Source organism: Streptomyces sp. NPDC048142 (assembly GCF_043202835.1).
Classification (GTDB): domain Bacteria; phylum Actinomycetota; class Actinomycetes; order Streptomycetales; family Streptomycetaceae; genus Streptomyces.
Genome location: NZ_JBIDBC010000010.1, coordinates 217,877 through 241,346 on the forward strand (window position 1 = coordinate 217,877; position 23,470 = coordinate 241,346).

The window sequence follows — 23,470 nt, forward strand, 5'->3', positions numbered from 1 at the left end:
TCAGGCCGTGCGGGCGCGGAGGCGGCGCAGCATGCGCGGGTCCTCGAAGCCGACCTCGCGGGCGGCGGCGTCGATCGTCGCGCCGTGGCTGATGAGGTGCTGGGCGCGTTCGAGGCGGAGGGTCTGCTGGTAGCGCAGGGGGGTGAGTCCGGTGGCGCGGCTGAAGAGGCGGGTCAGGGTGCGCTCGCTCACGCCGACGGCCGAGGCCAGCGCGGGCAGGGGAAGCGGCCGGTCGAAGCGGGCGTCGATGAGGTTCTGGGCGCGGTGCACGGTGTCGTCGAGGTGTGACCGGTGCCGGAGCATCGCGCTGGACTGCCGTTCATGGCCGTTGCGGCGGGCGTAGACGACCATCTCCCGGGCCACCCGGGCGGCGGCGGCCGGGCCGTGCCGGACCGCGACCAGGTGCAGGGCCAGATCGATGCCGCTGGCGATGCCGGCCGATGTGATCACCCGGTCGTCGACGGTGAACAGGACGTCCCGGACGACGACCGCCTCGGGGTGGCGCAGCGCCAGCCCGTCCTGTACGTCGTGGTGGGTGGTGCAGCGGCGGCCGTCGAGCAGGCCGGCCTGTCCGAGCGCCTCGGCCCCGCCGCACACGCTGGCCACCGTCCCGCCCCCGGCGTGGTGGTCCCGCAGGGCCCGCAGGGAGGCGGGGCCGATCGCGGGGGCGTCGTCCCGGGCGCCCGTCCGCCAGCCGGGCACCACGATCAGATCCCCGGGTCCGAGCTCGGGCCAGTCGAGCCCGGCCACCAGGGGCAGCCCCTGGGCGGTGAGGATCTGCGGCTGCTCGGCGACGTACGCGAGCGTGTAGGGGTGGCCGAAGCCGGCGGCGGTGGAGAAGACCTGCGCGGGGCCGGCCAGGTCCAGCAGATGGACTCCGGGCACCAGGAAGAAGACGACGTGACTCACGATCCGGTCATCATGCCCGAAGTGCCGCCGCGGCCTCCAGCCGGTCGACCGTCTCGATGGTGGCGAAGCGTCCGGCGAGCGCGTACTCGGTGCGCCTGATGACCTCTTCGGCGGGCAGCGTGCGGGGGTCGGCCAGCAGTTCGGCGACGCTCCGGCCGGCGGGAGCGTCACGGTGCGGGATGGGATGGGTCGCGGTCGCGTCGATGGCGACGGTGACCCGGTAGCCGAGGTCGGCGGCGACGCGCGCGGTGGTCTCCACGCACTGCTCGGTGCGGATGCCGCAGACGGTGAGGTCGCGGATGCCGCGCTCGGTGAGGAGTTGCTGCAGGTTGGTGGTGGTGAAGGCGTTGTGCGAGGTCTTGTGGACCAGCGGCTCCCCCTCCGACCGCTCCAGCTCCTCCATCAGCCGGACGTGGCCGAGGGCCGGGTCGAAGACGTCTCCGGTGCCGGGCTCGGAGTGCAGTACCCACACCACCGGGTCCCCGGCCTGGCGGAAGAGCCGGACCAGCCGGTTCACCCGGTCGGCGATCCGCAGGTCGGAGGTGGTCTCCCACAGCGGATGGGCGCGGAAGGATTCCTGGACATCGATGACGATCAGTGCTCGGCTCATGCCCCCACCCTGATCCGTGGGACCGGGGCGGCGACAGACCGCATCGGGTCCGGAAGCGGACCGATCCGGTCACCTGGACGCCCAGCCCCGGGCCTCCTCCAGCCCGGGGCGCTCCCCCGCGCAAGAAGGAGGCGCACCCGGTCACCCGGATGCGCCTCCTGACGCGACGCGTACGCACGCGCGAACCGCAGCGCGCACGCGTCACACCTCAAAGACCGTCAACGGTCAAAGCGCTCGCGCACCTGGTCCGCCGCGTCCTGGGCACGGTCCTTCATGCCCGGGGAGGAGTCCGACTTCTGGTCGCGGGCCTGCGAAGCCCGGTCCTTGGCCCGGCCGGCCTGGTCCTTGGCCTCTTCCTTGCCCTGGCCGGCCTTCTGCTTGGCCTGGTCGGCGAGCTCCTGCGCCTTGTCCTTGAACTGGTCTGCGATACCCATGCTGTTCACTCCTGTGGGATGCGTGGGGTACGTGGGGGATGGCCCCCTGCGGGGCCTCGCCCAGCGTTGCACGGCCCGACATCCCACGCATTTCGTACCGTTACGGTCGGTCAGCACGCTCCGCGCGGGCCTCCTGGTCCGCCGCTCCCCCGGCCCCCACCAGCCCCTTCGACACAGTGTGGAGCCGCGGCTCGAAGCGCCGCATCTCGCGCTGCCCGCCGATCGCGATGACGGAGGGCAGATACCCGCGGACCGACTGCATCCCGCGCAGCCACCACTGGGCGTACACATGCGGGGAGCGCCGCGCGATCCCGTCGACGATCCGGTCGACGGCCGGGCCGAGCGGATACGTACGGTTCATCGGCCACGGCAGCCGCCGGCGCAGCTCGCGCATCACATCGTCCCGGTCCGCGCCGCGCACCATGTCGGTGTCGGTCCAGGAGAGGTAGCCGACGCCGACCTTGACGCCCTTGTAGCCGACCTCGGCGCGCAGGCTGTGCGCGAAGGCCTCGACGCCCGACTTGGACGCGCAGTACGCGGTCATCATCGGGGCCGGGGTGATCGCGGCCAGCGACGCTATCTGGAGGAAGTAGCCGCGGCTCTCCATCAGCACCGGCAGGAAGGCCCGCCCGGTGACCGCGCCGCCGATGAGGTTCACCTCGATGACCCGCCGCCAGGCGTCCGGGTCGGAGTCGGCGAACGGGCCGCCCGAGGCGACGCCCGCGTTGGCGACGACGACGTCGACCTTGCCGAAGCGTTCCTTCACCTCGCGCGCCACCTGGGCCATCGCCTCGTGGTCGGTGACATCGGCGAACCAGTGGCCGCTCTCGCCGTGCAGTCGCTCGGAGACCTGCATCAGCTCGTCCGGCTCCAGGCCGACGAGCGCGAGCGTCGCCCCGCGTGCCGACAGCTTGCGGGCCAGCAGTTCGCCCACGCCTCGGGCCGCGCCGGTGACGACGACGACCTGGCCCTCCAGATTCCGCTTGCCGCTCATGCGACATCCTCCTTCTCCGCCGTGCCGGCGGTCCCCGTGGCGGTGGCCCCCGTACCGACGGTCCCGGTGGCCGGCCCCGTGTCGGCCGTCCCCGTGCCGACGTACCGGGTGGCCAGCTCCCTGATCTTCGCCGTGACGGCCTCCGGGGCCTCCACCGGCGTCATGTGCCCCACTCCGGCCAGCTCGGTCAGCCCGAGGCCGACCGGCAGGGCGGCCGCGATGGCCCGCGCGAGGACCGGCGGGGTCAGCCGGTCGTGCGTGCCGGCGATCACCTCGGTCGGCACCCGCAGCTCGCGCACGCCCGCCGCGAGGTCCAGCCCGGCGAGCACATGGCCCCACCCCACCCTCGCGCGGCGCGGACAGGCGTGCACGATACGGGCGCAGGCGTCGACCCGTTCGGGAGCCGAACCAGCCCCCATCGTCGCGTACTTGAGGATCTTCTTCGAGACCGGGTTGACCGGCCCGAGCGGGGCTTTCGCGCCCAGTACGGCGGTGGTGAGCCGGGTGCGCAGCGCGCCCGCGCGCAGCGGCAGGACGCGCGCCTCGGCGGCCAGCCGCGTACTGCCGGTGGAGCAGAGCAGAACGGCGGCGGCGTGCTCGCGCAGTCCGGGGCGGGCGGCGGCGGCCATCAGTGTCATCCCGCCCATGGAGTGCCCGGCGAGCACCGCCTTGCGGCCCGGGGCGAGCGTCGCGGCGAGGACCGCTTCGAGGTCGTCGGCCAGCGCGTTCGTGCTGTAGCCGCCGGGGGCCGGTTCGGGGGTGAGCCCGTGGCCGCGCTGGTCGTAGGCGATGACCCGGTGGTCGGCGGCCAGGTCGCGGATCTGGGCGTCCCAGAAACGGGTGCTACAGGTCCAGCCGTGGGCCAGGACGACGGCCGGGGCGTCCTCGGGACCGTGCAGTTCGACGTGGATGCGCGAACCGTCGGCGGAACGCGCGGTCAGTTCGGCCGCGGGCGCCGGGGCGGCGGCGTCGCGATGCGGGAGGCTGCTCATCGCGCGGCCTCCTCGGCGACGGATGCGGTTTCGGAAGCGGTTTCGGAAGCGGCGGTCACGGTCTCGCGATCGATGCGGCCGGGCTGTTCGGGTACGCGCCCGGCCCCGGCGGCCCGCCGCGTACCGCCGGTAGCTCCGGCCCGTATGACGTCGTACTCCGCGAGGTCCACCGAGCGCGTCTGCCGCCGGAACTCCCCCGTCGTACCCGGCCAGACCGTGGTGTTGCGGCCCTCGGCGTCCAGGTACCAGCTGGTGCAGCCGCCGGTGTTCCACACCGTGCGCTTCATCCGTTGCTGGACCCGGTCGTTCCACGCGGTGACGGCGGTGGAGCGGGCGCCGAGCGCGGCCCGTCCGCCCAGCACGTTCAACTGCCGCAGGTAGTCGGCCAGGTAGTTCAGCTGGGACTCGATCATCAGGATCATGGAGGAGTTTCCGAGCCCGGTGTTGGGGCCGATGATCGTCATCCAGTTGGGGAACCCGGCGGCGGTCGCGCCGCGCAGCGAGTTCATCCCGTCCTTCCAGGACTCGGCGAGCGTGATGCCCTCCTCGCCGACGACCCGCTCCGCGATCGGCATGTCCGTCACATGGAAGCCGGTGCCGAAGATGATCGCGTCGACCTCCGCCTCGCTCCCGTCGGCGGCGACCACCGTACTGCCGCGTATCTCGCCGAGCCCGGAGGCGACGACGTCCACATTGGGCTGGGCGAGGGCCGGGTAGTAGGTGCTGGAGAGCAGGATCCGCTTGCAGCCGATGCGGTAGTCGGGGGTCAGCTTGGCGCGCAGGGCCGGGTCCTTGATCGCCCGTGCCATGTTGGACTTGGCTATCTTCTCCACCAGGCCGAGCTGGTCGGGATGCTTGGTGAAGGCACTGACCTGCAACTCCCTTATGCCCCACAACAGTCCACGGCGTGCCGTGCCGGTGGCGGGGACAGCGCGGTGCAGAGCGCGCTCGGCCTTGCTGATGGTGCGGTCCATGCGCGGCATGACCCAGGGCGGGGTGCGCTGGAAGAGCGTGAGCTTCGCGGTCTTCGGCTGTATCGCCGGGACGATCTGGATCGCGGAGGCGCCCGTTCCGACCATCGCGACGCGCTTGCCGGCCAGGTCGTAGTCGTGGTCCCAGCGCGCGGAGTGGAAGACCTTGCCGGGGAAGGAGCCGAGCCCGGGGATGTCCGGCATCTTCGGGTCGGAGAGCGGCCCGGTGGCGGAGACGACGACGTCCGCACGCAGGACGGACCCGTCGGCCGACTCGATCACCCAGTACAGGTTCTCCTTGTCCCAGCTCATCAGCTTCACCTCGTGGTTCAGCCTGATGTGCGGGCGGAGCCCGAAGGTGTCGGCGACGCGTTCCAGGTAGGCGCGGATGTGTTCCTGCCCGGAGAAGGTGCGCGGCCAGTCGGGGTTGGGCGCGAACGAGAACGAGTAGAGATGCGACGGTACGTCGCAGGCGCAGCCGGGATAGCTGTTGTCGCGCCAGGTGCCGCCCACCGAGTCGGCCCGCTCCAGGACGACGAAATCGGTGATGCCTTCGCGGCGCAGCCGGACGGCGGCCCCCAGGCCCCCGAATCCGGTTCCGATCACCGCCACACGTACGTGTTCCTGCTGGGCCATGCTGCCGCCTCCCGCGGTACGCCACACGACTCTGCCAGCAATCACTGGCATTGTTCGGAGAGTAGAGCAGGACCGTACCGATGGGTAGGGGGCAGGGCGAGGAAAGTTACCGGCGGTACAACATAGGGTGCCCCTGTGGCCGAAGGACGCGAGCACCGCGAATACCGCATGGAGGAACTGGCCAAGGAGGCCGGCATCACCGTGCGCACCCTGCGCTTCTACCGGGAGCGCGGCCTGATCCCGCCGCCTCGCCGCGAGGGCCGCATCGCCTGGTACGACGACCACCACCTGGCCCGGCTGCGGACCATCGCGGGCCTGCTGGAGCGCGGCCACACCCTCAACGGCATCGCCGACCTGGCGGCCACCTTCGAGAGCGGCCGCGATGTCGCCGAGGTGCTGGGCCTGGGCGAACCGACCGAGGAGACCCCGGTCCGCCTCACCCCGGAGCAGCTCGCGGACTACTTCGAGGGCGAGGTCACGCCGGAGAACCTCGCCACCGCACTGGACCTGGGCTATCTCGCCACCGACGGGGACGAGATCGTGCACATCAGCCGCCGCCTCCTGGAGGTGTCGGCCGAGCTCGTACGGGAAGGGGTACCGCTGTCCACGGTGCTCTCCTCGGGCCGCCGCGTCCGCGAGCACGCGGACGCGCTCGCCGAGATCTTCGTACGCGCACTGCATGCCCACACGAAGGAGACCGAACCGTCCCAACTCCGCCCGCTGGCGCGTGCGGTGGTGGACGCCGAGCTGTCCATGGCCCTGGACCGCAGACTGCGCCGCGAGGACGGCATGCGGCCGCCGAAGGCGGATTGAGCCTGGCCGCAGGCGCTACCGCTCGTAGACGACCGTCACCGGCGCATGGTCGCTCCACCGCTCGTCGTGTGTGGCGACCCGCTCGACCCACGCCTTGACCGCGCGCTCGGCGAGCCCCGGGGTCGCCATCTGGTAGTCGATCCGCCAGCCGGAGTCGTTGTCGAAGGCGCGCCCCCGGTAGGACCACCAGCTGTACGGACCCTCGACGTCCGGGTGCAGCTGCCGCACGACGTCCACGTACGCGGCCTCCTCCAGAACCCGGGTCAGCCAGGCGCGCTCCTCGGGCAGGAAGCCGGAGCTCTTGCGGTTGGCCTTCCAGTTCTTCAGGTCCGCCTCCTGGTGGGCGATGTTCCAGTCGCCGCAGACCACGACCTCGCGGCCGTCCGCCGCCGCCCGCGCCTTCAGCCCCTGGAGATAGGGCAGGAAGGCGGCCATGAAGCGCTCCTTCTCGTCCTGGCGCTCGGTACCGACCTCGCCGGAGGGCAGATACAGGCTCGCGACGGTGACGCCGGGAAGGTCGATCTCCACATACCGGCCGCTCGTGTCGAACTCCTCCGCCCCGGGAATCCCGAAGCCGCCGAAGCCGACCTGGACCCGCTCGGGGGCCTGCCGCGAGTAGAGCGAGACTCCGGCGCGACCCTTGGCGGCGGCGGGCGCGTGGACGGTGTGCCACCCTTCCGGAGTGCCCACCCCTTCGGGCAGCTGGGCGAGCTCGGCCCGCACTTCCTGGAGGCAGACCACATCGGCGTCGGTCCCCGCCAGCCACTCGACGAAGCCCTTCTTGGCGGCGGCACGGAGCCCATTAACATTCACGGAGGTCACTGTGAGCATCCCGAAACAGTACCCACTCCCACAGCGCATAGATGTACGGTATATAGCATGATTATTCAGCATCGGCCTTTCGATCATCCCGACGCCGTCAAACTCAACGACCAGGTGCAGCTCGAATACGACGAGCGCTACGGCGATGGGGGCGATCTCACACCGCTCGACCCCTCGATGTTCCTCCCGCCTCGCGGCCTGTACCTGCTCGCCTACGACGAGCGGGACCGCCCGGTGGCGACCGGCGGCTGGCGGACGCAGGACCGCAACGCCGAGGGCTACTGGGACGGCGACGCCGAGATCAAGCGGATGTTCGTGATCCCCGAGGGGCGCGGCCGAGGACTGGCCCGGCGGATGCTGGCCGCCCTGGAGGAGAACGCGCGCGCCGCAGGCCGGATCCGGATGGTCCTGGAGACCGGCGACCAGCAGCCCGAGGCCATAGCGCTGTACGCGTCCAGCGGCTACACGGTGTGCGAGAAGTTCGGCCACTACCGGGAGTACGAGAGCAGCATCTGCATGGCCAAGCCGCTCCAGCAGCCCGGGGCGTGATCCGGCACCACGGGGCCGACACCATGGGACCGGTGCCACGGGGCCGGCACCACCGGGCCGAAGCTCCGGGTGCTGATCGGGCGTGCCGTGCGACCGCACGGGGAAGCTTCGCGGGGCCGCTTCGCCGACGAGCGTCCGCGTAACGCCGCACGGATCCTCCTCGTCCGCGGGAAGTGCGTCAGCGCGTTCAGGGACAGGGCGACCGGCCGGTCGAAGTCCGGCTCCTCCACGTGCCGCAGGACGACGGGGCGGTGTCCGCGTGGACGATCCGGACCGCCGGAGTCATCCGGGGGCGGTGAGGGCGATGGGTATGCGGCGCCCACGCCGAGGAACTGGTTCACGCCCTGGTACGCCGGCCAGGCGGCGGGCCCGGCGCTGAATCCCCGGCGCCCGACCCGGCCCCGACCCGGCTCCGGAAAGCACACGCCGCCCCAAGGTCAACCATCCACCTGGGCACGGCGGTTGCTCACCCGCGAGTGCCCGCGCCCGCGCCCGTGCCAGTGCCCGCGCCCGTCCCGAGCACCAGGACCACATGCTCGTCCTCCCCGTGCCGCACCGTGCCGGTCGCCGTGAACCCGCACTTCTCCAGCAGCCGTATCGATCCGGTGTTTGCGACGACAGGGTCCGCGTACAACGGGCGGACCGGCTCGCGCTCCAGGAACGCGGTCAGCGCCGCGGTGCCGATGCCCCGGCCCCAGTACGGCCGGCCGAACCAATAGCCGATATAGCGCCGCTCCCCCTCCCACCAGGCCACGACGTTCCCCGCCGGCTCGCCGTCCACGTCGACCGTCTGCACGAGGACCGTGGGATCCCCCAGCACTCTCGTCGTCCAGTGCGCCATGAACGCCTCCCGCTCCCGGGGAGCGAACCGCGATCTCCGGACCGCCTCCGGGTCGTGCTCGTACGCGAGGAAAACCTCCAGGTCCGCTGGTCCGACATCCCTGAGCCGCACGCTGTTCTCCATGCCCACCGAGTCTGGCACCCGCCACTGACAATCGGCCCGGCCGCTCACCGCGGGGTGGCCAGCACCTGGGTCCAGTAGGGGCCGCGCGGGGAGTCGGCGATGCCCACGCCCACATGGACGAAGTCGCAGTTGAAGATGTCCCCGTCCCGGCCGGGACTGTTGCGCCACTCCTCGACGACCGCGGCCGGATCGCTCATGCCGGTCGCGATGGTCTCCCCGACGGCCGACCAGTCGTAACCCGTGGCGTCGACCCGGTCGCCCGTGCCCCGGCCCGAGGAGTCGGTGTGGTCGAAGTAGTTCCGCGCGGCCATGTCCTCGGAGTGCCGCTGGGCGACCTCGGTCAGCCGGGGGTCGGTCTCCAGCTCCGGGCAGCCGTTCGCGGCGCGCAGGGTGTTGACCCGGGTGACCACGCCGGCGTCCGGGCCGGGGGGCGGCCCGGCGGGCGCGGGCGATGCGGAGGGCGACGGGGCGACGGCGGGCGGCCGGGAGGCGGCAGCCGTACGCCCCGGCGAGGCCGTGGGCGAGGGCGAGGCCGTGGAGGGCGTGGGCAGCGGCTCGGCGGGAGCGGCCGCGGGCGGCGGGGGCGAAGGGCTGTACGTGACGCCGCCGCCCCGCGACTCGGGCGGGGCGGGGGCGGAGGGCCAGATCAGTACGGCGAGGGCGGTCACGGCGGCCGCGCCGGCTATGAGCCCCGCCGCCTTCCCGGCCGGGAACGCGGCGGAGGCGGAGGCGGAGGGTGCGGCGGGGGCCGAAACGGAAGGAGCCACCGCGGACACGGTGACCGGCGCGGCCGATGAGGCGACGGCCACCGCCGCCTGCTGCCCGCTGTCGTAGAGCGGCACCACGAGGGCGAGCCCGGAGAGCAGGCCCTCCGGCGGGACCAGCCCCGTACCGCCGTCGGAGCAGGAGGCGCAGCCCCGTACATGGCGGGCGATCCGCTTGCGCCACAGAGGCGTCGGCGTACCGTCCCAGTCGACCAGCAGCTGTTCCAGTTCCGGACAGCGCGGGTCGGACGCCAGGGCCCGGACGACCGCGCGCCCGACGTCGAGCTGGTTCTTCACCCGCTGGACGCGTACGGCGGCATGCTGCGGGGAAAGGCCCAGCGCCTCGGCGAGTTCGGGCCGGGTGAGGTCCCCGGTCGTCTCCAGCCACCACAGGGACAGCACATCGCGCTCGGCGTCATCCAGCCAGCGGGTCGCCTCGGCCGTCTCGCGCCGCTGCCCGGAGAGTTCCAGGCGCAGGATCGTCAGGTCGACGAAGTCCGCGGCGGGATCTGCGGGGTCCTCGGTCGCCTCCAGCGGGGCGGGGCGGTGGCCGAGACCGGACCAGCGGGTACGGACCTGATTCATCGCGATGGCGACGAGCCAGGAACGGAAGCGGGACGGATCACGCAGGGAGGGCAGCCCGGACAGCGCCCGGAGCATGGTCTCCTGCACCACGTCGTCCACGTCCGGATGGCCGTTGAGGGCGCGCCCGACGACGTTGTAGACCAGCGGGAGATACTGGGCGGCCAGCCGCTCCCCGGCGGCCCGGTCGCCGTTTCTCGCCGCGATGACCAGAGCGGTGCTGTCCACGCCGTTCACGCCCTTCGTTCCGTTCACCAGGTGCTCGTGTCCCTGGCCGGGGACGCGTGACGGCGTCTCCGAGGGGATGTGGGACAGGTCACCCCTGGGGGTTTTGTTATCCGTCCCCCGTCCGGTGGTCAACCAGTATGCGGGGGCCTGCCGGCCGTCCCGCCGAGAGAGTGCCGGGAACGGGAGGGACATGTCGAGCAGGACAGAAACCGACGTCGCACTGCCAAAGGCCATGGGCGGCGGAGCGGACAACTCCACCGGCCTGCCGGGCTCCACCGGAACACACGCCACCGGTCCGGGCTCCAGCGAACCAGGCTCCACGGGGGCGCACGCCACCGGACCGGGCTCCACCGGGGCGCACGCCACCGCACCCCCCGACCGCACCGAGGCACATGTCACCGGAGCACACGCCACCGCGGCACATGTCACCGCGGCGCGGACGGGCGAGGCCATCACCGCCTCGGCCCTGCACGCGGCGGCGACCGGCGCCGACACCTTCCCGGGGGTGCTGCGGGAGGCGCTGAACCGCCGCGGGCTTTCCCTGGAACGGGTGAGCGAACGGCTCAGGGTACGCGGCATCACCATCAGCCAGGCCACGCTCAGCAGCTGGCAGCGCGGCCGCAGCCAGCCCGAACGGGCACGGTCCCTGCGGGCGGTGGAGGTACTGGAGGAGATCCTGGAACTGCCCGCCGGAGCCCTGCGCTCGCTGCTCGGACCGCGCCGCCCGCGCGGCCGGATCACCCCGCCCGGCGCGGAGGGTGCGGCGCTCCAGATCCTCGGGGAGGACTCGGTGGTGGAGAAGGCGCTCGGCACCCGCTTCCGCCACTTCAACCAGGAGACCAGCTCGCTGGTCGTCCACGACATCGTGAGGGTCGGTGAGAGCGGCACGCTGAGCGGGATCTCCACCACGAACGTGCTCCGGGCCAGCCGGGCGGGGGCGGACCGGGCGATCTTCGTGCTCAGCTTCGACGACGAGGCGGCCGAACCCGTCGACATCAGGGTCACCTGCGGACGCCTCGTCGAGGCCACGTATCTGAAGGGGCTCACATCTCTGGTGCTGGAGATCCACTTCGGCCGGGAGCTGGCCAAGCTGGACACCACGGTGGTGAGTTACGCGGTCGACGTGAGCCCGTCCGAGACGCCGGCCACGCACTACGAGCGCTGGTCGCGGACGAATCTCCACGAGTACCTCCAGCAGGTCTTCTTCCACCCCGGCGCCCTGCCGTCGGACTGCCACCGCTATGTCCGGGAGAAGGTCGGCGCCCCGCCCCGCGCCCGGCGGCGCATCCCGCTGAGCGACACGCACAACGTCCATGTGCTCACCTCCCGGTGCAAACCCGGTGTCCACGGGGTGGCGTGGGACTACGGGCCGGGAACAGGTGGAACGGGAGACCGCCCAGGATGAGTGGACGGCCTCCCGCGTCTGGGGGGTGGCCTTGGCCGGTCTGGAACTGTGGTGCGGCTACTTGGTGTTGAGCGTCAGCCCGTAGTAGGCGAGGGCGTCGTCGAGCGGCTGGAAGTAGGAGGAGCCGCGCGAGTTGACCTGGCCGTTGCAGCGCTGGTTGCTGGGACCGCCGGACGTCATGCCCTGGGCCTGGTCACCGGAGATGTACGCGCCTCCGCTGTCCCCTCCCTGGGTGCAGACGCTGGAGCTCGCCAGCCCGGTCACGACGGTGTCCGGGCCGCCGTTCTGGTCGGTGTAGGTGACGCTGACGTTGTACGAGCCGACCCTGCCGCAGGTCCAGCCGGTGGTCTGGCCGGACTTGCAGAGTGCCGCACCGGAGGGGGCCCGCTCGCTGCCCCTGACCGGGACGGTGCCGGCCCTGCCGTACGTGGTGACGTCGAGGCCGATCGAGTCGCCGGCGTCGACGGCGGCGATGCCCATGTCCACACTGCGGGTGCCCAGCGCGAACCGGGTGTGGGTGCCCTTGGCGAACCGGCTGCCGTTGTAGGACAGTTCGGGCAGGTCCTCGATGCAGTGCCCGGCGGTCACGAGCACCTGCCTGCCGTTACGGTCCTCGGCACCGTAACCGACGGAGCAGAGGTAGCCGTCGAAGGTCATCCGGCTGCCGGGCGGAACGACGGCCTGGGTCTCCAGCTTCTCGTGCCCCTTGACGACGCGCACGGCGTCGCCGTTGCTCTTCGCGGCCTTCAGGAAGCTGCGGGTCGCGGCGTCGGAGTCGCCGTTGACCTCGACGGTCACGGTGTCCGACGCGAGGTCGACCGACCAGGCGGACACCCCGGCCGGTGCGCTCTTGAGCGCCTTGGCGTCGAGCTCCGCCTTTATGCGGTCGAGCTCGCTCTCCCCGCGCTCGGGAACCCGGGCCTTGAGCCCCGCCGCCCGGACCTCCTCGGCCGCATCGGCGTCGGCGGCGTTGACGACGAGCGTCCCGTCCTCGGCGAAGAAGGCCCCGAGGGTCGAGACCCGGTCCTCCCGCAGCTCCGCGAACCGGTCCTGCTGCCCGGCCTCGCGGTCCAGCCGCTCCACGGTGGCCTTCTCGCTGACACCGAGGGTCGTGGCGAGCGCCTTCACCATCTCCGGCTGGTACGCCGGCGCCGAGGGAGCCGAGGGCTCCGGCACCGTACCGGCGTGGGCTCCTGTGGCGACTCCGGCCGACAGAAGGGCGCCGACCGAGGCGGCCACGATGTATCTGCGCGCGTTCTTCTTTCCGTGCTTCACGCGATTCCTTCCGCTACGCAGGCGAGCGTCCAGACAATGGGGGGGTGGCCACACCACGCTTGGGGAGGCGCGATGTGTTCCATGGACACTGCCCGGCGGCGATGACATGTCCCTGTCGCCGCGCCTCGAACTCTGGCGCAGCCGCAACTGCCGCGACAAGAAGCGACGGTGGGGCTCTTTTCTACAGAACTGGCCGAGAACTGTAGAGAAGGCAGCGGATATTCACCGGCCGTTACCCGGCCGGACCTGCGCAGCCCCCGTCAGCGGCCGTGCCCGTGGGCTATATCGGCACACACGGCGGGCGGGCACATCCTGTGGACGGCTCGCGCCTCTGGACTGAGCGAGGAGCATCTTCAGCATTCGCTTCTGTTCCTCCATGGCAAATACGCCGAGGAGGACCCTGCGGATGTTGGGAGGTTTTGCACCCCTAAGAGGTTCGTCACGGCCCTTCCGGCAGCCGCGTGACCGTCGTGCGAGGCGCGGCACGGCCCGTGTCCGCGAGTTGGAGACGGACCGAGGCGGTGACGCGAGTGGCACGATCCGGAAGATCGAGGTCCCGAAAGCCTACGTAACCGCTGTGCCCAGGCGCCCTGTGCGGCGGGGAGGGCGATCGTTTCCTGGTCGCATACGGCAGTCACCGCCGCGATACGCAGGGCCGTACGGACGCGGTCGGGCACGCGGATCTCCGCGGTCTCCTCGTCGCATCCGGCCACGCCGACGACCAAGACCGCAGCGCGCGGCGACACCTGTGCACATGCCGGGCTGGACCCGCGTCCGCCACACCCGGGGTGGCCGCGCTCGGTGCGCATGTCCGAGGAAACCGCCGAGCGGCCGACCGTGAAGCCCGGTGCCGCGGAAAGCCCCCGTCCGCGGCACCGCTCTCCCGACGGGTTGTTACTTCGCCGCGTCCAGTGCGGCCAGGGCCTGCGCCCAGCCGACGTACTTCAGGTCCGCGAGGTCGGCGACGGTCTTGATGCCGAACGCCTCCTTGAGCAGGTCACCCTGCCGGTCCGAAACACCCTTGAGCGCGGACACCGGCGCCGCCAGCACCTCGGGCACGCTCTTGTCCGCCCACGCCTTGTCCAGCACCTTGTCAAGATCGATCGAGGCCACGCTCGTTCCCCTCCTCCGGCCGCGCTCCCCACGAAGCGCGCGCACGTTACGGCAGGACGGCACGGGCTTCCGCCCGTCCCTGCCGCTATCTACAGACTTGTAGAGCATAGGAGGGGGAGCCGGCCCGAAGTGCCCCTACGGAGAGATCGGACAGGAAAGTCCGAAAGGTGGCCCCGCCGCCCGAACCGCAGGAGCGGCGTCCGCGAAGCTCGGCATCGGGTGACAGCTCGACCGCCTGCGCGGCGGCGGTCCGGGCGCCGCACGCGGCGGAGCCGTCCGGTTCGCGGCCCCCAGGGAGCCACCGCCGAGCCGGATGCGCCCTGGCACTCGTGGGCCTTCGCCCCCGGCTTCGCGACGGCTCCCGACTCCTCCACGTCTGGCCGTCAGTCCCAGTGGTGGACCCAGGTGCGCCGACCGAGGATCTCGTGGGCGGCATAGTCCTCCAAGCTGCCGTGCCGGCTCCGGGCCAGGCCGTCCGGGCACAATGCGACGTGCTCGACGGCCACGGCCGCAGCATGCTCCACGGTGGTGGGCGGCGCGGCAACCGAGAGGACGATCCGGTCCGAGGTGAGCGCCACGAGCCGGGTGCCGAACCGCTCCCCCCAACTGCGCAGGACGGCACTGATGATTCCGGGGTCGTCCACATGGCTCAGCGAGCCGGTCCAGCCGATGGCCGCGGGTATGTCGGCATTGAGGACCGAGGGCACCAGGGCGAGGCGGGGCTCCATCAGCCAGGAGTCACTGCCTGAAAGAGCGTCGGCCAGCTCGGCCGCCTGCGCGTCGGGATCCGCGCCGGGCGGCACCGCCCCGGCGAGCCCCGGCCACGGTGTGTCGAAGGGAGCCGCCTTCCCTTCCGGCCGCTCCTCCTGGATCTCCTCCCAGAGGATCTCCAGCATCTCCTCATCGCCCAGTTGCTCCGGATCAGACAGATTTCCGCACATCAGGTCCCAGCCCTCCGGGTCACCCAACGGACCACCGACGTCCACCAGCACCGGCATCAGCCCCGCCGCACGGCGCACGGCACGCTGCGCGGACCACTGTCCGGGCACCACGCGCGCATCGGCCAGCCACATCAGCGGATGCCCCCAGAGGCCCTGGTACGTCTCCTGCAGCAGCCTCCCCGCAGGAAGGTCGAGACCGAGACCCCGGCCGCTGGGATCGGCCGCGAGGCGGGGCAGGTTGTTCGTGTCTGTCGTCATGCGACGACAGTAGAGTCGGGGACTGACATTGATACTCGTAGCGGGTTCCGGTGGTCGTGGCTCAGGGTCTGACTGACGTCCTGCTGGGCTGTCCTGCGACTGTTCTGTCCGACTGCTGGGACCCGTTCTCCATGGCTCCGGCCGGGTGGAACATGACCTGATAGGAGCTTGGCCAGAGGCCCCCTCAATGTCCTGTCTGACCCACCCGGCCGGCGTCACCTCGGGCCCGGGAAGGCAGCTGACAGGATGACCGTGACGATCGCACCCGCCACCGAACTGGATGCGGTGTTCGGCGGAGTGGACTCCCACGCGGACACGATCCATGTCGCGGTCATCACCGACCGGGGCGGCCACGTCGCCGACGCCGAGTTCCCCACCACGTCGGCCGGATACGCCGCGGCGGTCGCGTTCCTGAACGCCCACGGCACGGTGACGGCCGTCGGTGTCGAAGGGACCTCCTCCTACGGCCTGGGGTTCACCCGACCGCCCGCCACGCGGGCCTGACCGTGGTCGAGGTCAACCGGCCCGACAAGGCCGAGCGTCGCCGGATCGGCAAGTCCGACCCCATCGACGCCTACGCAGCCGCCCGGGCCGCGCTGTCCGGCCGGGCATCGGTCATACCCAAGGACGACACGGTCAGCGGGATACGCGCCCTCCACAACGCCGCACGGTCCGCCGTCAAGGCCCGCACCGCCACGTTGAACCAGATCGCGCACATCCTCATCACTGCTCCGGATGACATCCGAGTCAAGTACACCGATCTGCGCGGCAAGACACAGGTCGACGCGATCTCCCGACTCCGTCCCACGGGCGATGGACCGCGCGTCGCTCTCCTGACGGCTCTGAAGAGCCTCGCCCGCCGAGTTCAGGCCCTCAGTGCGGAACACGACGCTCTCACCACTGCCCTGGACGCTGCCGCCACCGAGCACAACCCCGGCCTGCGTGCTGCGTTCGGTGTCGGCCCCGACACCGCGGCCCAGCTGCTGGTAACCGCCGGCGGCAACCCTGACCGCCTGCGCACGGAGGCATCCTTCGCGGCCCTCTGCGGCGTTGCACCCGTCCCCGCCTCCAGCGGCAGGACCAACCGCCACCGTCTCTCCCGGGGCGGCGACCGCGGAGCGAACTCAGCCCTCTACCGCATCGCTCTCGTCCGCATGTCCAGCGACGCCCGCACCCGTGAATATGTCGCCCGCCAGACCGCCGCCGGACGCACCAAGAAGGAGATCATCCGCCTGCTCAAGCGGGCGATCGCCCGGGAGATCTTCCGCTACCTCACCACACCCGTCGCCGTCCCGGACATCGCCGACCTCCGGCCCGCACGCCAGGCCAAGAACATCACCCTCACCACCGTCGCAGAACACTTCGGCGTCTGGCCTGCGGTGATCTCGTGCCTCGAACGCGGCACACGCCGCGACGACGCCCTCGCAGACGCCTACCGCGACTGGCTCACCGCCGCTTAACGCAGCCACCCAACAACTCCTCGTCCCGAAGACGCCACATCATGGATGATGAGGCGATGTTCGTCCGCACGCAGAGCCTGCCGCAGACCTCGCAGCGGCCCATGACAGTTCGGGTTCATACCCCCATCGGGTCCGTGGTGGTGCTCTGGGGCGGTGCCCCACAAGAGGCAGACGGCCAACACCTTGTCGAATGGACCGTCGACGACGACGTCCACTGGGGCCAGAACACCCGGCCGGCCTCTTCTGTCGAGGCGAAACTCCGACAGGAAGGCGACCGGGTGATCATGCGCGGCCTCCTCCACCTCACGGAAGACGGCGCTGCCCATCTACAGATGGGCCCCTGGTCCGTGCTGTTCGATCTGGCAACACCGGTCCCCAGCGGCCTGGACGAGTCCTGGGTTGAGCTCAACGTCGGATCGGAGAGCGTCGCCCTTCACCCCTACCAAACCTGACCGGACCACCACCAGGTTCTCGGCCTCCCTTGACTACCAATAGGAGCATCAGTGCAGGCCACCCACCACCCGCTGCCGTTCACCGCGCGAGTCCACCACCCCGTACTCGGGGCCGCCCGTCTGGCAGGGGACTCCCGCGTGGCCGCACATCACAACCACAAGCCCCGGGCGACCGGGGCCGGTTCACATGCCTCGGCAACGGCCAAACGCCTGCCCAGCGCCCCGCCAGCCCCGATACGCCGCCATCGGCCACCCCGAACAGGCATCGAACGACCCCTGAAACGACGAAAATCCCGTCCGGTCTGTCGATCGGGCGGGATCTCGTCACCATTTCTGAGCTGACTCAAGAACAGTCGCGCTGTGGGCTGTTCGCGAGCGCCCCGGGCCAGGCACTCCAGAGGCACACGAAGATCGCTTCCCGAATCGGTGGAGATCGTTTCCCACTCCGCCGGCGGCCGGGTGCACTGCCTGCGCGGCCCGGGGGTCCCCGGACGCCAGAGCCACCGCTCCCTTCGCGGCGCCGCTGACGGCGTTCAGCAGCCGGCTGTCCGGTTCACCGCGGCCGCGGCCAGCCCCGCCGCGGCTCGGCGGCCTTCCCCACCTCGGCCGCGCAGAGCGTCATGTCGACGTACACGGGCCGGACCCAGCGCCGGGACGCCCGGTCGGTCTCGTCCATGGCATCCGCCCGGTCTCCGCGCAGACGCGTGAACTCGACCCGGCGGACGAGGCAGGCACCGCGGTAGGGCGCCTGCCCGTGCTGGATCGCGCACCACCGGGGCATCTCAGCGGTCCGTACGCAGGCCCGGACCAGGTCGAACACCTCGAGGCAGGCGGAGATGACGGAGCAGTACGCCAGCCCGGACACGAGCGCGGACGACACACCGGCGGTGACCGCGACCATGACCCCGTCGAACGGTACTGGTGGTACACACCTGTGGTGCGTACCACCAGTTCATGCCTTTGCCTCGATTCGACCGCCTGCCCGCCGAGCGCCAGGAGTTCATCCTGGGTGTGGCCCGCCACCACTTCGCCGAGCACGGCGCAGAAGCCGCCTCCTACAACAAGATCATCGAAGCCGCTGGTTTCTCGAAGACCGCGGCCTACCACTACTTCGACGGCAAGGAGGACCTGCTCGCCGCAGTGCTCAGCGGGGTGCTCGGGCGGCTCCTCGGCGCCCTCGGCCCGTGGGTTCCGGCGCGCGACGAGGCGGAGTTCTGGTCCCGCCTCGATACGGGCGCCAGCGCCCTCGCGACCCATCTGCGGGCACACCCGGACGATCTGGCCCTCGCCGACGCCGCCATCGGGCACACCCATGAGGGGCCCTGGCTGGACTGGTTCGACGCTCTGGTGGCGAACGGGCAGCAGCTGGGCTTCATCCGCACCGACGTGGACCGCGGGCTGCTGGTGGCGGTGACCGCGGCGGTCGTACGGGCCGCCGACGCGTGGGCGCTCGCCCACATGCAGTCCCCGGCAGAGCCCGAAGGTGTGGCAGCGGCGGTGGCCGAACTCGATGCGGGCAAGCAGCTGTGGAGCCTGCTGCGCGGCCTGTGGAGCGGAGCCGGGGCCTCCGAAATGGACGAGGGGAGCATCGCGGATGCGCACTGACCTGAGGATCGACTGGGAGATACCCGCCACCCCGCCCGGCCTCACGGGGCGGCTGGAGCGGTTCATGGGACCGGGCAAGTCCCGTTCCGAGTCAGTGGTGGAGACCGCCGGACTCGTCGGCTGCGCCCTGCTCCTGGCCGCGGGGGTGTGGGCCTCGGGGGCCGCGCTCGGCTGGTCGGCCATACAGCTCGTCGTCGTGGCGCTCGCCGGGCTGGACCTCGTCGGCGGAGTGCTCACCAACGCGACGAACGCCGCGAAGCGCTGGTACCACCGCGCGGATCCCGCGGCCAGGCGGGCCCGACTGCTGTTCGTCGGCACGCATCTGGCACATCTCGCGGCGATGGGGCTCATCGTACTGTCGGGCGACTGGGGCTGGGCCCTGGGCAACGGCCTGCTGCTGCTCGGCGGCGCGGGCGCCGTGGAGTTCACGCCCCTGCACCTCAAGCGCCCGGTCTCGATGGCCGTGCTGATGGCCGCTGTGCTGGTCAATCTGTTCTGGCTGGAGGTGCCTGCCGTACTCGGCTGGTTCGCACCGCTGTTCTTCCTGAAGCTGCTCGTCTGCCATCTCGTACCCGAAGCGCCGCTGGAGCGGAGGCAGGATGTCTGAGCCCACCGGGCAGTGGCGGATCGACGCGGACCCGGCGCCTGCCGTCTGCGCACGCGTCCTGGCCGCCGCCTTCGCCCAGGAGCCGGCCGTCTCGTGGATCTGCGGCGCGTCCGAGTCCGTACGGACCCACTGGTTCGAGGCCACCCTGCGCGCCCACGCCACGCTCTCCGGTGCCCGCCGACATGTCCTCACGGACTCGGGCGGCCGCCCGGTCGCGGCCGCCGTCCTCACACCTCCCGGGGCGGCCCCCGCCGCCGGCGCCCGAGCGGTCTGGGCCGCCCGCACCGGCATCCGCTGCGGCCCCGGCACCTTCCGGCGAACACTGCGCTATCTGCACCTCGCCGAACCCGCCGCCCCCACAGGCGCGTGGACTCTGGAGTTCATCGGCGTGCGGCCCGACATGGCGGGGCGCGGCGCGGGAAGGGCCCTCCTGGACCGCCTGCTCACGACCACGCGGGCCCCAGCGGGCTTCTTCCTGACGACGGCCGATCCCGCGAACGTGCCGCTCTACCGCCACTTCGGCTTCACGGTGCTGCACCGGACGGCGCTGGGGCCGCTGAGGATCACGGCAATGTCCCGCCCCGGCATCGCCTGAACGGCCGGGATGCGCGCCCCGTACCCTCCGGTCCCTCACAGACCGGGATCACACACCTCCTCCTCCAGCCCCGGGACGCTCCACTGCCAGGCTGGCTGTCGGTGGCGCCATGGATGATCGGGCGTATGGCACATGGTTCCCAGGGCGCCTTTCGGGCTCTCGCCTTGCAGCACCTTCCACCGGAGATTGCCGAGACATGGGTCGGTCTGCTTCGCCCTGGTATACGTCTGGACGCAACGACCGTCTCTGCAGACGTGGTCCGCCAGCTCAGCGGTTCTCCGGACTTGCCGGCCACTGCGGAATGGCCAGTGTGGCGTGGGCACGGTCCACTCTCCTTCGTCGCGTCGATCGACTGCGCGCGTCTGCCGAAGACGGCGCTGGACATCGATCTGCCCGAGGCGGGAACACTGTTGTTCTTCTACTTCGACGGGCAGTCGGACGACGGCGAAGCTCTCGTTCTGGCCGAGGACCGGGAGAGCCGGGCGGACGCCCGCGTGCTCTACGTGGCGGCCGACGAGAAGGAGGCGGAGCGTGGAGCGCCCGCCGGGCTCAAGTCGTACCCGGCGGTGCCGCTGACCGCTCGGGTGGAGATGACGGCAACCGAGCCCTGGCATCCGTCCGTCCGGGCCGCTTTCGCTCCAGGTGCCCCGCTCGGAAACCGGTGTGACCATCCCGTCTGCTCGCAGGAGTTCCTTGACGCTCTGTGGGAGTTCGACGACGGGGTGGGCACCGGATCGGCGGCCACGCTCACTCGGTGCAGAACCCGGTGAAGGTCGAGATCGCGGAGGCCGTCCTGGACAGCGAGGCGTCCTGGGACGACCCACGGCTGTCCGAGGAGGCAAGCCGCTGGGTGCTGCTGGCCCAGTTCGACAGCGATGACGCCGCGGACATGATGTGGGGCGATGGCGGAGCCCTGTACTGGCTGATCCGCCCCGAAAATCTGGCCGAGCGGCGCTTAGAGCGGGAGGCCCGGCAGCGTGCCTACCGCAGCCTGCGCAGTCACGTCGAAGGACTCAACGGCCGCGCCAGGAACGTCGACACCTTCCTGCACTCCCGCGAAAAGCGACAGAGCCGAGGCCGCGTCGCCCAGACACCGCTCAGCGCCATTCAGCTCATGGTCGAGAACCTGAGGACCATCGAGTCCTTCCTGCGCGACCAGCGCCTGTGGAAGGAAGAGAACTACACCCTCGGCGACATCCGGATCCGTACGAGGACCCCGTAGAGGAGACAGGCGAACAACTCCGCCCCGCCGCCCGAACCGTAGGAGCAGCGGCGTCGACGAAGCAGGCACAACCACACAGCCGTCAGCGCGCCGCAGACCACCCGAGTCCTGCGGCCGCTTCGCCATGCCCGCACAACCACAGCCAGCTCCGCCCACCGCGCCCACAGAGCCGAACCGGACTTCCCCGGGAGACAGCCGCGTCGCACCAAGCCTGAAAACCACGAAATCCCGCCCAGTTGAAGAACTGGACGGGATTTCGTCGACCGCCTACGGGGTGACCCGTATACGGCTCGCTGTGGGGTGTTCACGAGTGGGTCTGACCAGCAGCGGAGAAGCAGCTTGAAGATCACTTCCCAGATCGTCAGAGATCGTTTCCCAGCCAACAGCCTCGCTGAGAAAGCTGTCGACCTCCATTAGCTGGTGACGTCATCGGTGTCCCGGTCCTCGACGCGATCTGATTCTCCCAGGGCGGGGGCTGCTACCTGTGTCCGCCCGCGGCTACCAAGGAGGCAGCCGACCGCGGCGGTGGCCGCTGCGGCTCCGGCAACGAGTAGCAGGACGCGGTGGTCCACGAGCACAAGCAGACCCGCTCCGGCAGCCAGAGCAACGGCGTTGGGGGCGTAGAGGAGGGTGTTGGCGGTGGCCGCCACTCTGCCCAGGAGATTGTCCGGGGACTCGCGCTGTACGGCCGTCAGAGCTGCGATCAGCACGCAGGGCAGCCCCGCTCCGATCATCGCGCTGGCAAGCAGGACAACTGGCACCGAGGGGATGACGCGCAGGGCGACGCCCAGCGCGAACAGCATGATGCCGGCTGCGGCGAAGACTCGTTCGGGCATCCGCCGAAGCAGAGCACCGGCGAACAGCCCGATGGCTACCGAGCCGATGCCCTGCACGGCGTAGAGGACCCCGGCGAAGGCGGGCGGACGGTGAAGACCAGCATCGACCACCGCATAGACCGACGCTCCGTTCAGCCCGGCCACGCCCATAGTTGCGGCCCCGGCCAGCACCAGCCGCCACAGAACCGGGTGGTGTCGCAGATAACGGATTCCCTCGGCGGCCTGGGCGCTCCATCGTTGGGCTTGAGCCGGGCGGGGCGCGGGTTCTGACACGCGTATGAGGGCGAAGGCTATCGCGGCAAGCACGAAGGTGATCGCGTCCAGCAGGGCCACTGCCGTGCCGCCGAACTGGACGAATAGAAGCGCGCCCAGAAGCGGGGCGACCAGTTTCATGCCCTCGTTCGCCGTCATCCGTAGGCCGTTGAAGTCGCCGCGTAGTGTTTCCGGTACAGCGGTCGTTACCAGTGCGGCCTCCGCCGCATCCAGCAGTACCGAGCTGGTGCCGTACACGATCAGTACAGCAAACAGAATCCAGATCTGGTCGCTGGAACGTACGGCGAGAAGCGGCAGCAGTACCGCGGCCATGCCGAGATTGGTCCAGATCAGCAGTGGACGCCGGCGCGCCCGGTCAGCCAGTGTGCCGATCAGCGGGCCGAACAGAATCGGCGCCCATACGCAGAAGGTCGTCAGGGCCGCCAGACTGTCCGACCCGGTGAGCGACTTGGTCCACACACCGGCTGCCAGGGCCATAGCAGAGCTACCGAAGCCCGAGACCACCACACCGCTCAGGTAATACACCACATTGCGGTCACGTAAGACCCGTCCTCCGCCCCAGCCCATCCCCTTGCCCCTTCCACCGCCACGAAGACCCAGGCGCACCCCCGCCCGGCGTACGGAAAGCATTCTGCCCGCAAGCACCAGGGCGGAGGCAGGTCGTGCCCGTGGCGGAGCCTTTGACCGAGCATGAGGCCGGCTGTGGTGGGCGGGAGTTGTCTATCTGCGGTTCGCTGCGGGCTCAAGGCGATCGCGGGCGGTCGATTGGGGGCATCTGCGGTCACCTTCTGCGATCTTGCTATGGCCGCCCCTACGTTTGGCTGGGGCTCGGAGTGCCATCGGGCTCGGGGATCGGCAAGCGAAGGCGGGGCCGGGATGACGCCACTGTTCGAGCGTCTGGATCAGGAAGAAGCGCTTGTTCGTGGCGAGTTGGCCGCGCTGCGCGAGAAGGTCGCGGTGGCCGAGGAGCGGCTGGCTCATCTGACGATCACGCGGGAGACGCTGTTGTCTCTGGGCGCCGAGGAGCACGTCAACCAGGATGACGGTACGCAATGGCCGCCGGAGGGGACCTGTCCCCGAGTGGTGGACACCTCTGAGCCCGGCCCCGGCAGGGGCCGGGGAGGAGGGATCTCTTATGGTGATGAAGGTCTACTCGCCCG

At 70.9% G+C, this 23,470-nt stretch carries 26 protein-coding genes; 12 read left to right on the forward strand and 14 right to left on the reverse strand.

Annotated features, from left to right (window positions below):
• The 6 genes from ACGF2Y_RS16265 to ACGF2Y_RS16290 form a co-directional block, all read right to left on the reverse strand.
• The gene (locus ACGF2Y_RS16265) at positions 1–909 is read right to left on the reverse strand and encodes a GlxA family transcriptional regulator (RefSeq protein WP_392947211.1); all 909 of its coding nucleotides are present in this window, start codon (positions 907–909) and stop codon (positions 1–3) included.
• A gap of 10 nt (positions 910–919) precedes the next feature.
• Positions 920–1,519 carry an isochorismatase family protein gene (locus ACGF2Y_RS16270; RefSeq protein WP_392947214.1) on the reverse strand — a complete coding sequence of 200 codons (600 nt, stop codon included), beginning with the start codon at positions 1,517–1,519 and terminating at the stop codon, positions 920–922.
• Positions 1,520–1,737: 218 nt separating this feature from the next.
• Complete coding sequence (locus ACGF2Y_RS16275; RefSeq protein WP_392947217.1) at positions 1,738–1,953, reverse strand: hypothetical protein; 216 nt, start codon at positions 1,951–1,953, stop codon at positions 1,738–1,740.
• Between the two features lie 100 nt (positions 1,954–2,053).
• The gene (locus ACGF2Y_RS16280; protein WP_392947219.1) at positions 2,054–2,947 is read right to left on the reverse strand and encodes an SDR family oxidoreductase; all 894 of its coding nucleotides are present in this window, start codon (positions 2,945–2,947) and stop codon (positions 2,054–2,056) included.
• On the reverse strand, positions 2,944–3,939 hold the full coding sequence (locus tag ACGF2Y_RS16285) for an alpha/beta fold hydrolase (RefSeq protein WP_392947222.1): 996 nt from the start codon (positions 3,937–3,939) through the stop codon (positions 2,944–2,946). The genes ACGF2Y_RS16280 and ACGF2Y_RS16285 overlap by 4 nt, the downstream gene beginning before the upstream one ends.
• Complete coding sequence (locus tag ACGF2Y_RS16290) at positions 3,936–5,546, reverse strand: flavin-containing monooxygenase (RefSeq protein WP_392947224.1); 1,611 nt, start codon at positions 5,544–5,546, stop codon at positions 3,936–3,938. Before ACGF2Y_RS16290 ends, ACGF2Y_RS16285 begins: the two co-directional genes overlap by 4 nt.
• 168 nt (positions 5,547–5,714) lie before the next feature.
• Between ACGF2Y_RS16290 and ACGF2Y_RS16295 the strand changes: the two genes are divergently transcribed.
• Positions 5,715–6,359, forward strand: a complete 645-nt coding sequence (locus ACGF2Y_RS16295) for a MerR family transcriptional regulator (protein ID WP_392947311.1) — start codon at positions 5,715–5,717, stop codon at positions 6,357–6,359.
• Between the two features lie 15 nt (positions 6,360–6,374).
• Here ACGF2Y_RS16295 and ACGF2Y_RS16300 read toward each other — a convergent pair whose 3' ends face one another.
• On the reverse strand, positions 6,375–7,190 hold the full coding sequence (locus ACGF2Y_RS16300) for an exodeoxyribonuclease III (RefSeq protein WP_392947226.1): 816 nt from the start codon (positions 7,188–7,190) through the stop codon (positions 6,375–6,377).
• 48 nt (positions 7,191–7,238) lie between these two features.
• Here ACGF2Y_RS16300 and ACGF2Y_RS16305 point away from each other — a divergent pair, with 48 nt between their 5' ends.
• Positions 7,239–7,730, forward strand: coding sequence for a GNAT family N-acetyltransferase (locus tag ACGF2Y_RS16305; protein WP_392947229.1), 492 nt, complete (start codon positions 7,239–7,241; stop codon positions 7,728–7,730).
• Between the two features lie 466 nt (positions 7,731–8,196).
• Here the strand turns inward: ACGF2Y_RS16305 and ACGF2Y_RS16310 are convergent, their stop codons facing one another.
• The gene (locus tag ACGF2Y_RS16310; RefSeq protein WP_392947232.1) at positions 8,197–8,694 is read right to left on the reverse strand and encodes a GNAT family N-acetyltransferase; all 498 of its coding nucleotides are present in this window, start codon (positions 8,692–8,694) and stop codon (positions 8,197–8,199) included.
• Positions 8,695–8,738: 44 nt separating this feature from the next.
• Complete coding sequence (locus tag ACGF2Y_RS16315; RefSeq protein ID WP_392947313.1) at positions 8,739–10,298, reverse strand: sigma-70 family RNA polymerase sigma factor; 1,560 nt, start codon at positions 10,296–10,298, stop codon at positions 8,739–8,741.
• A 160-nt stretch (positions 10,299–10,458) separates the two neighbouring features.
• Between ACGF2Y_RS16315 and ACGF2Y_RS16320 the strand changes: the two genes are divergently transcribed.
• The gene (locus tag ACGF2Y_RS16320; protein ID WP_392947235.1) at positions 10,459–11,673 is read left to right on the forward strand and encodes a multiprotein-bridging factor 1 family protein; all 1,215 of its coding nucleotides are present in this window, start codon (positions 10,459–10,461) and stop codon (positions 11,671–11,673) included.
• Positions 11,674–11,730: 57 nt separating this feature from the next.
• Here ACGF2Y_RS16320 and ACGF2Y_RS16325 read toward each other — a convergent pair whose 3' ends face one another.
• The 3 genes from ACGF2Y_RS16325 to ACGF2Y_RS16335 all read right to left on the reverse strand — a co-directional run bounded on the left by ACGF2Y_RS16325 (position 11,731) and on the right by ACGF2Y_RS16335 (position 15,260).
• The gene (locus ACGF2Y_RS16325; protein ID WP_392947238.1) at positions 11,731–12,948 is read right to left on the reverse strand and encodes a S1 family peptidase; all 1,218 of its coding nucleotides are present in this window, start codon (positions 12,946–12,948) and stop codon (positions 11,731–11,733) included.
• Positions 12,949–13,842: 894 nt separating this feature from the next.
• Positions 13,843–14,061, reverse strand: a complete 219-nt coding sequence (locus tag ACGF2Y_RS16330) for a hypothetical protein (RefSeq protein WP_018959966.1) — start codon at positions 14,059–14,061, stop codon at positions 13,843–13,845.
• Between the two features lie 383 nt (positions 14,062–14,444).
• Positions 14,445–15,260 (reverse strand): DUF4253 domain-containing protein, encoded by an 816-nt coding sequence (locus ACGF2Y_RS16335; RefSeq protein WP_392947241.1) that lies wholly within the window; start codon positions 15,258–15,260, stop codon positions 14,445–14,447.
• A 252-nt stretch (positions 15,261–15,512) separates the two neighbouring features.
• On the opposite strand from ACGF2Y_RS16335, the gene ACGF2Y_RS16340 reads away from it, so the two are divergent.
• From ACGF2Y_RS16340 to ACGF2Y_RS16350, 3 genes are read left to right on the forward strand one after another with little or no spacing between them, the layout of a single operon-like run.
• On the forward strand, positions 15,513–15,764 hold the full coding sequence (locus ACGF2Y_RS16340) for a hypothetical protein (RefSeq protein ID WP_392947245.1): 252 nt from the start codon (positions 15,513–15,515) through the stop codon (positions 15,762–15,764).
• Between the two features lie 2 nt (positions 15,765–15,766).
• Positions 15,767–16,720 (forward strand): transposase, encoded by a 954-nt coding sequence (locus ACGF2Y_RS16345; protein WP_392947246.1) that lies wholly within the window; start codon positions 15,767–15,769, stop codon positions 16,718–16,720.
• Between the two features lie 41 nt (positions 16,721–16,761).
• On the forward strand, positions 16,762–17,172 hold the full coding sequence (locus ACGF2Y_RS16350) for a hypothetical protein (protein WP_392947249.1): 411 nt from the start codon (positions 16,762–16,764) through the stop codon (positions 17,170–17,172).
• A gap of 553 nt (positions 17,173–17,725) precedes the next feature.
• Here the strand turns inward: ACGF2Y_RS16350 and ACGF2Y_RS16355 are convergent.
• Positions 17,726–18,073, reverse strand: coding sequence for a hypothetical protein (locus ACGF2Y_RS16355; RefSeq protein WP_392947251.1), 348 nt, complete (start codon positions 18,071–18,073; stop codon positions 17,726–17,728).
• 53 nt (positions 18,074–18,126) lie between these two features.
• Between ACGF2Y_RS16355 and ACGF2Y_RS16360 the strand changes: the two genes are divergently transcribed.
• The 5 genes from ACGF2Y_RS16360 to ACGF2Y_RS16380 all read left to right on the forward strand — a co-directional run bounded on the left by ACGF2Y_RS16360 (position 18,127) and on the right by ACGF2Y_RS16380 (position 21,201).
• Positions 18,127–18,777, forward strand: a complete 651-nt coding sequence (locus ACGF2Y_RS16360; protein ID WP_392947254.1) for a TetR/AcrR family transcriptional regulator — start codon at positions 18,127–18,129, stop codon at positions 18,775–18,777.
• Positions 18,767–19,384, forward strand: coding sequence for a hypothetical protein (locus ACGF2Y_RS16365; RefSeq protein WP_392947257.1), 618 nt, complete (start codon positions 18,767–18,769; stop codon positions 19,382–19,384). The genes ACGF2Y_RS16360 and ACGF2Y_RS16365 overlap by 11 nt, the downstream gene beginning before the upstream one ends.
• Positions 19,377–19,979, forward strand: coding sequence for a GNAT family N-acetyltransferase (locus ACGF2Y_RS16370; protein WP_392947260.1), 603 nt, complete (start codon positions 19,377–19,379; stop codon positions 19,977–19,979). The genes ACGF2Y_RS16365 and ACGF2Y_RS16370 overlap by 8 nt, the downstream gene beginning before the upstream one ends.
• 308 nt (positions 19,980–20,287) lie before the next feature.
• A complete protein-coding gene (locus ACGF2Y_RS16375) occupies positions 20,288–20,749 on the forward strand; it encodes a DUF1963 domain-containing protein (RefSeq protein ID WP_392947263.1) in 462 nt (153 codons plus the stop codon).
• Entirely contained in the window at positions 20,734–21,201 is a 468-nt protein-coding gene (locus ACGF2Y_RS16380; RefSeq protein WP_392947266.1) for a DUF1963 domain-containing protein, read from the forward strand. Before ACGF2Y_RS16375 ends, ACGF2Y_RS16380 begins: the two co-directional genes overlap by 16 nt.
• Positions 21,202–21,614: 413 nt before the next feature.
• Here the strand turns inward: ACGF2Y_RS16380 and ACGF2Y_RS16385 are convergent, their stop codons facing one another.
• Positions 21,615–22,877, reverse strand: coding sequence for an MFS transporter (locus ACGF2Y_RS16385; protein ID WP_392947267.1), 1,263 nt, complete (start codon positions 22,875–22,877; stop codon positions 21,615–21,617).
• Positions 22,878–23,186: 309 nt separating this feature from the next.
• Here ACGF2Y_RS16385 and ACGF2Y_RS16390 point away from each other — a divergent pair.
• Positions 23,187–23,470, forward strand: a 284-nt coding sequence (locus ACGF2Y_RS16390) for a hypothetical protein (protein ID WP_392947269.1), incomplete at its 3' end; no start/stop codon positions are given.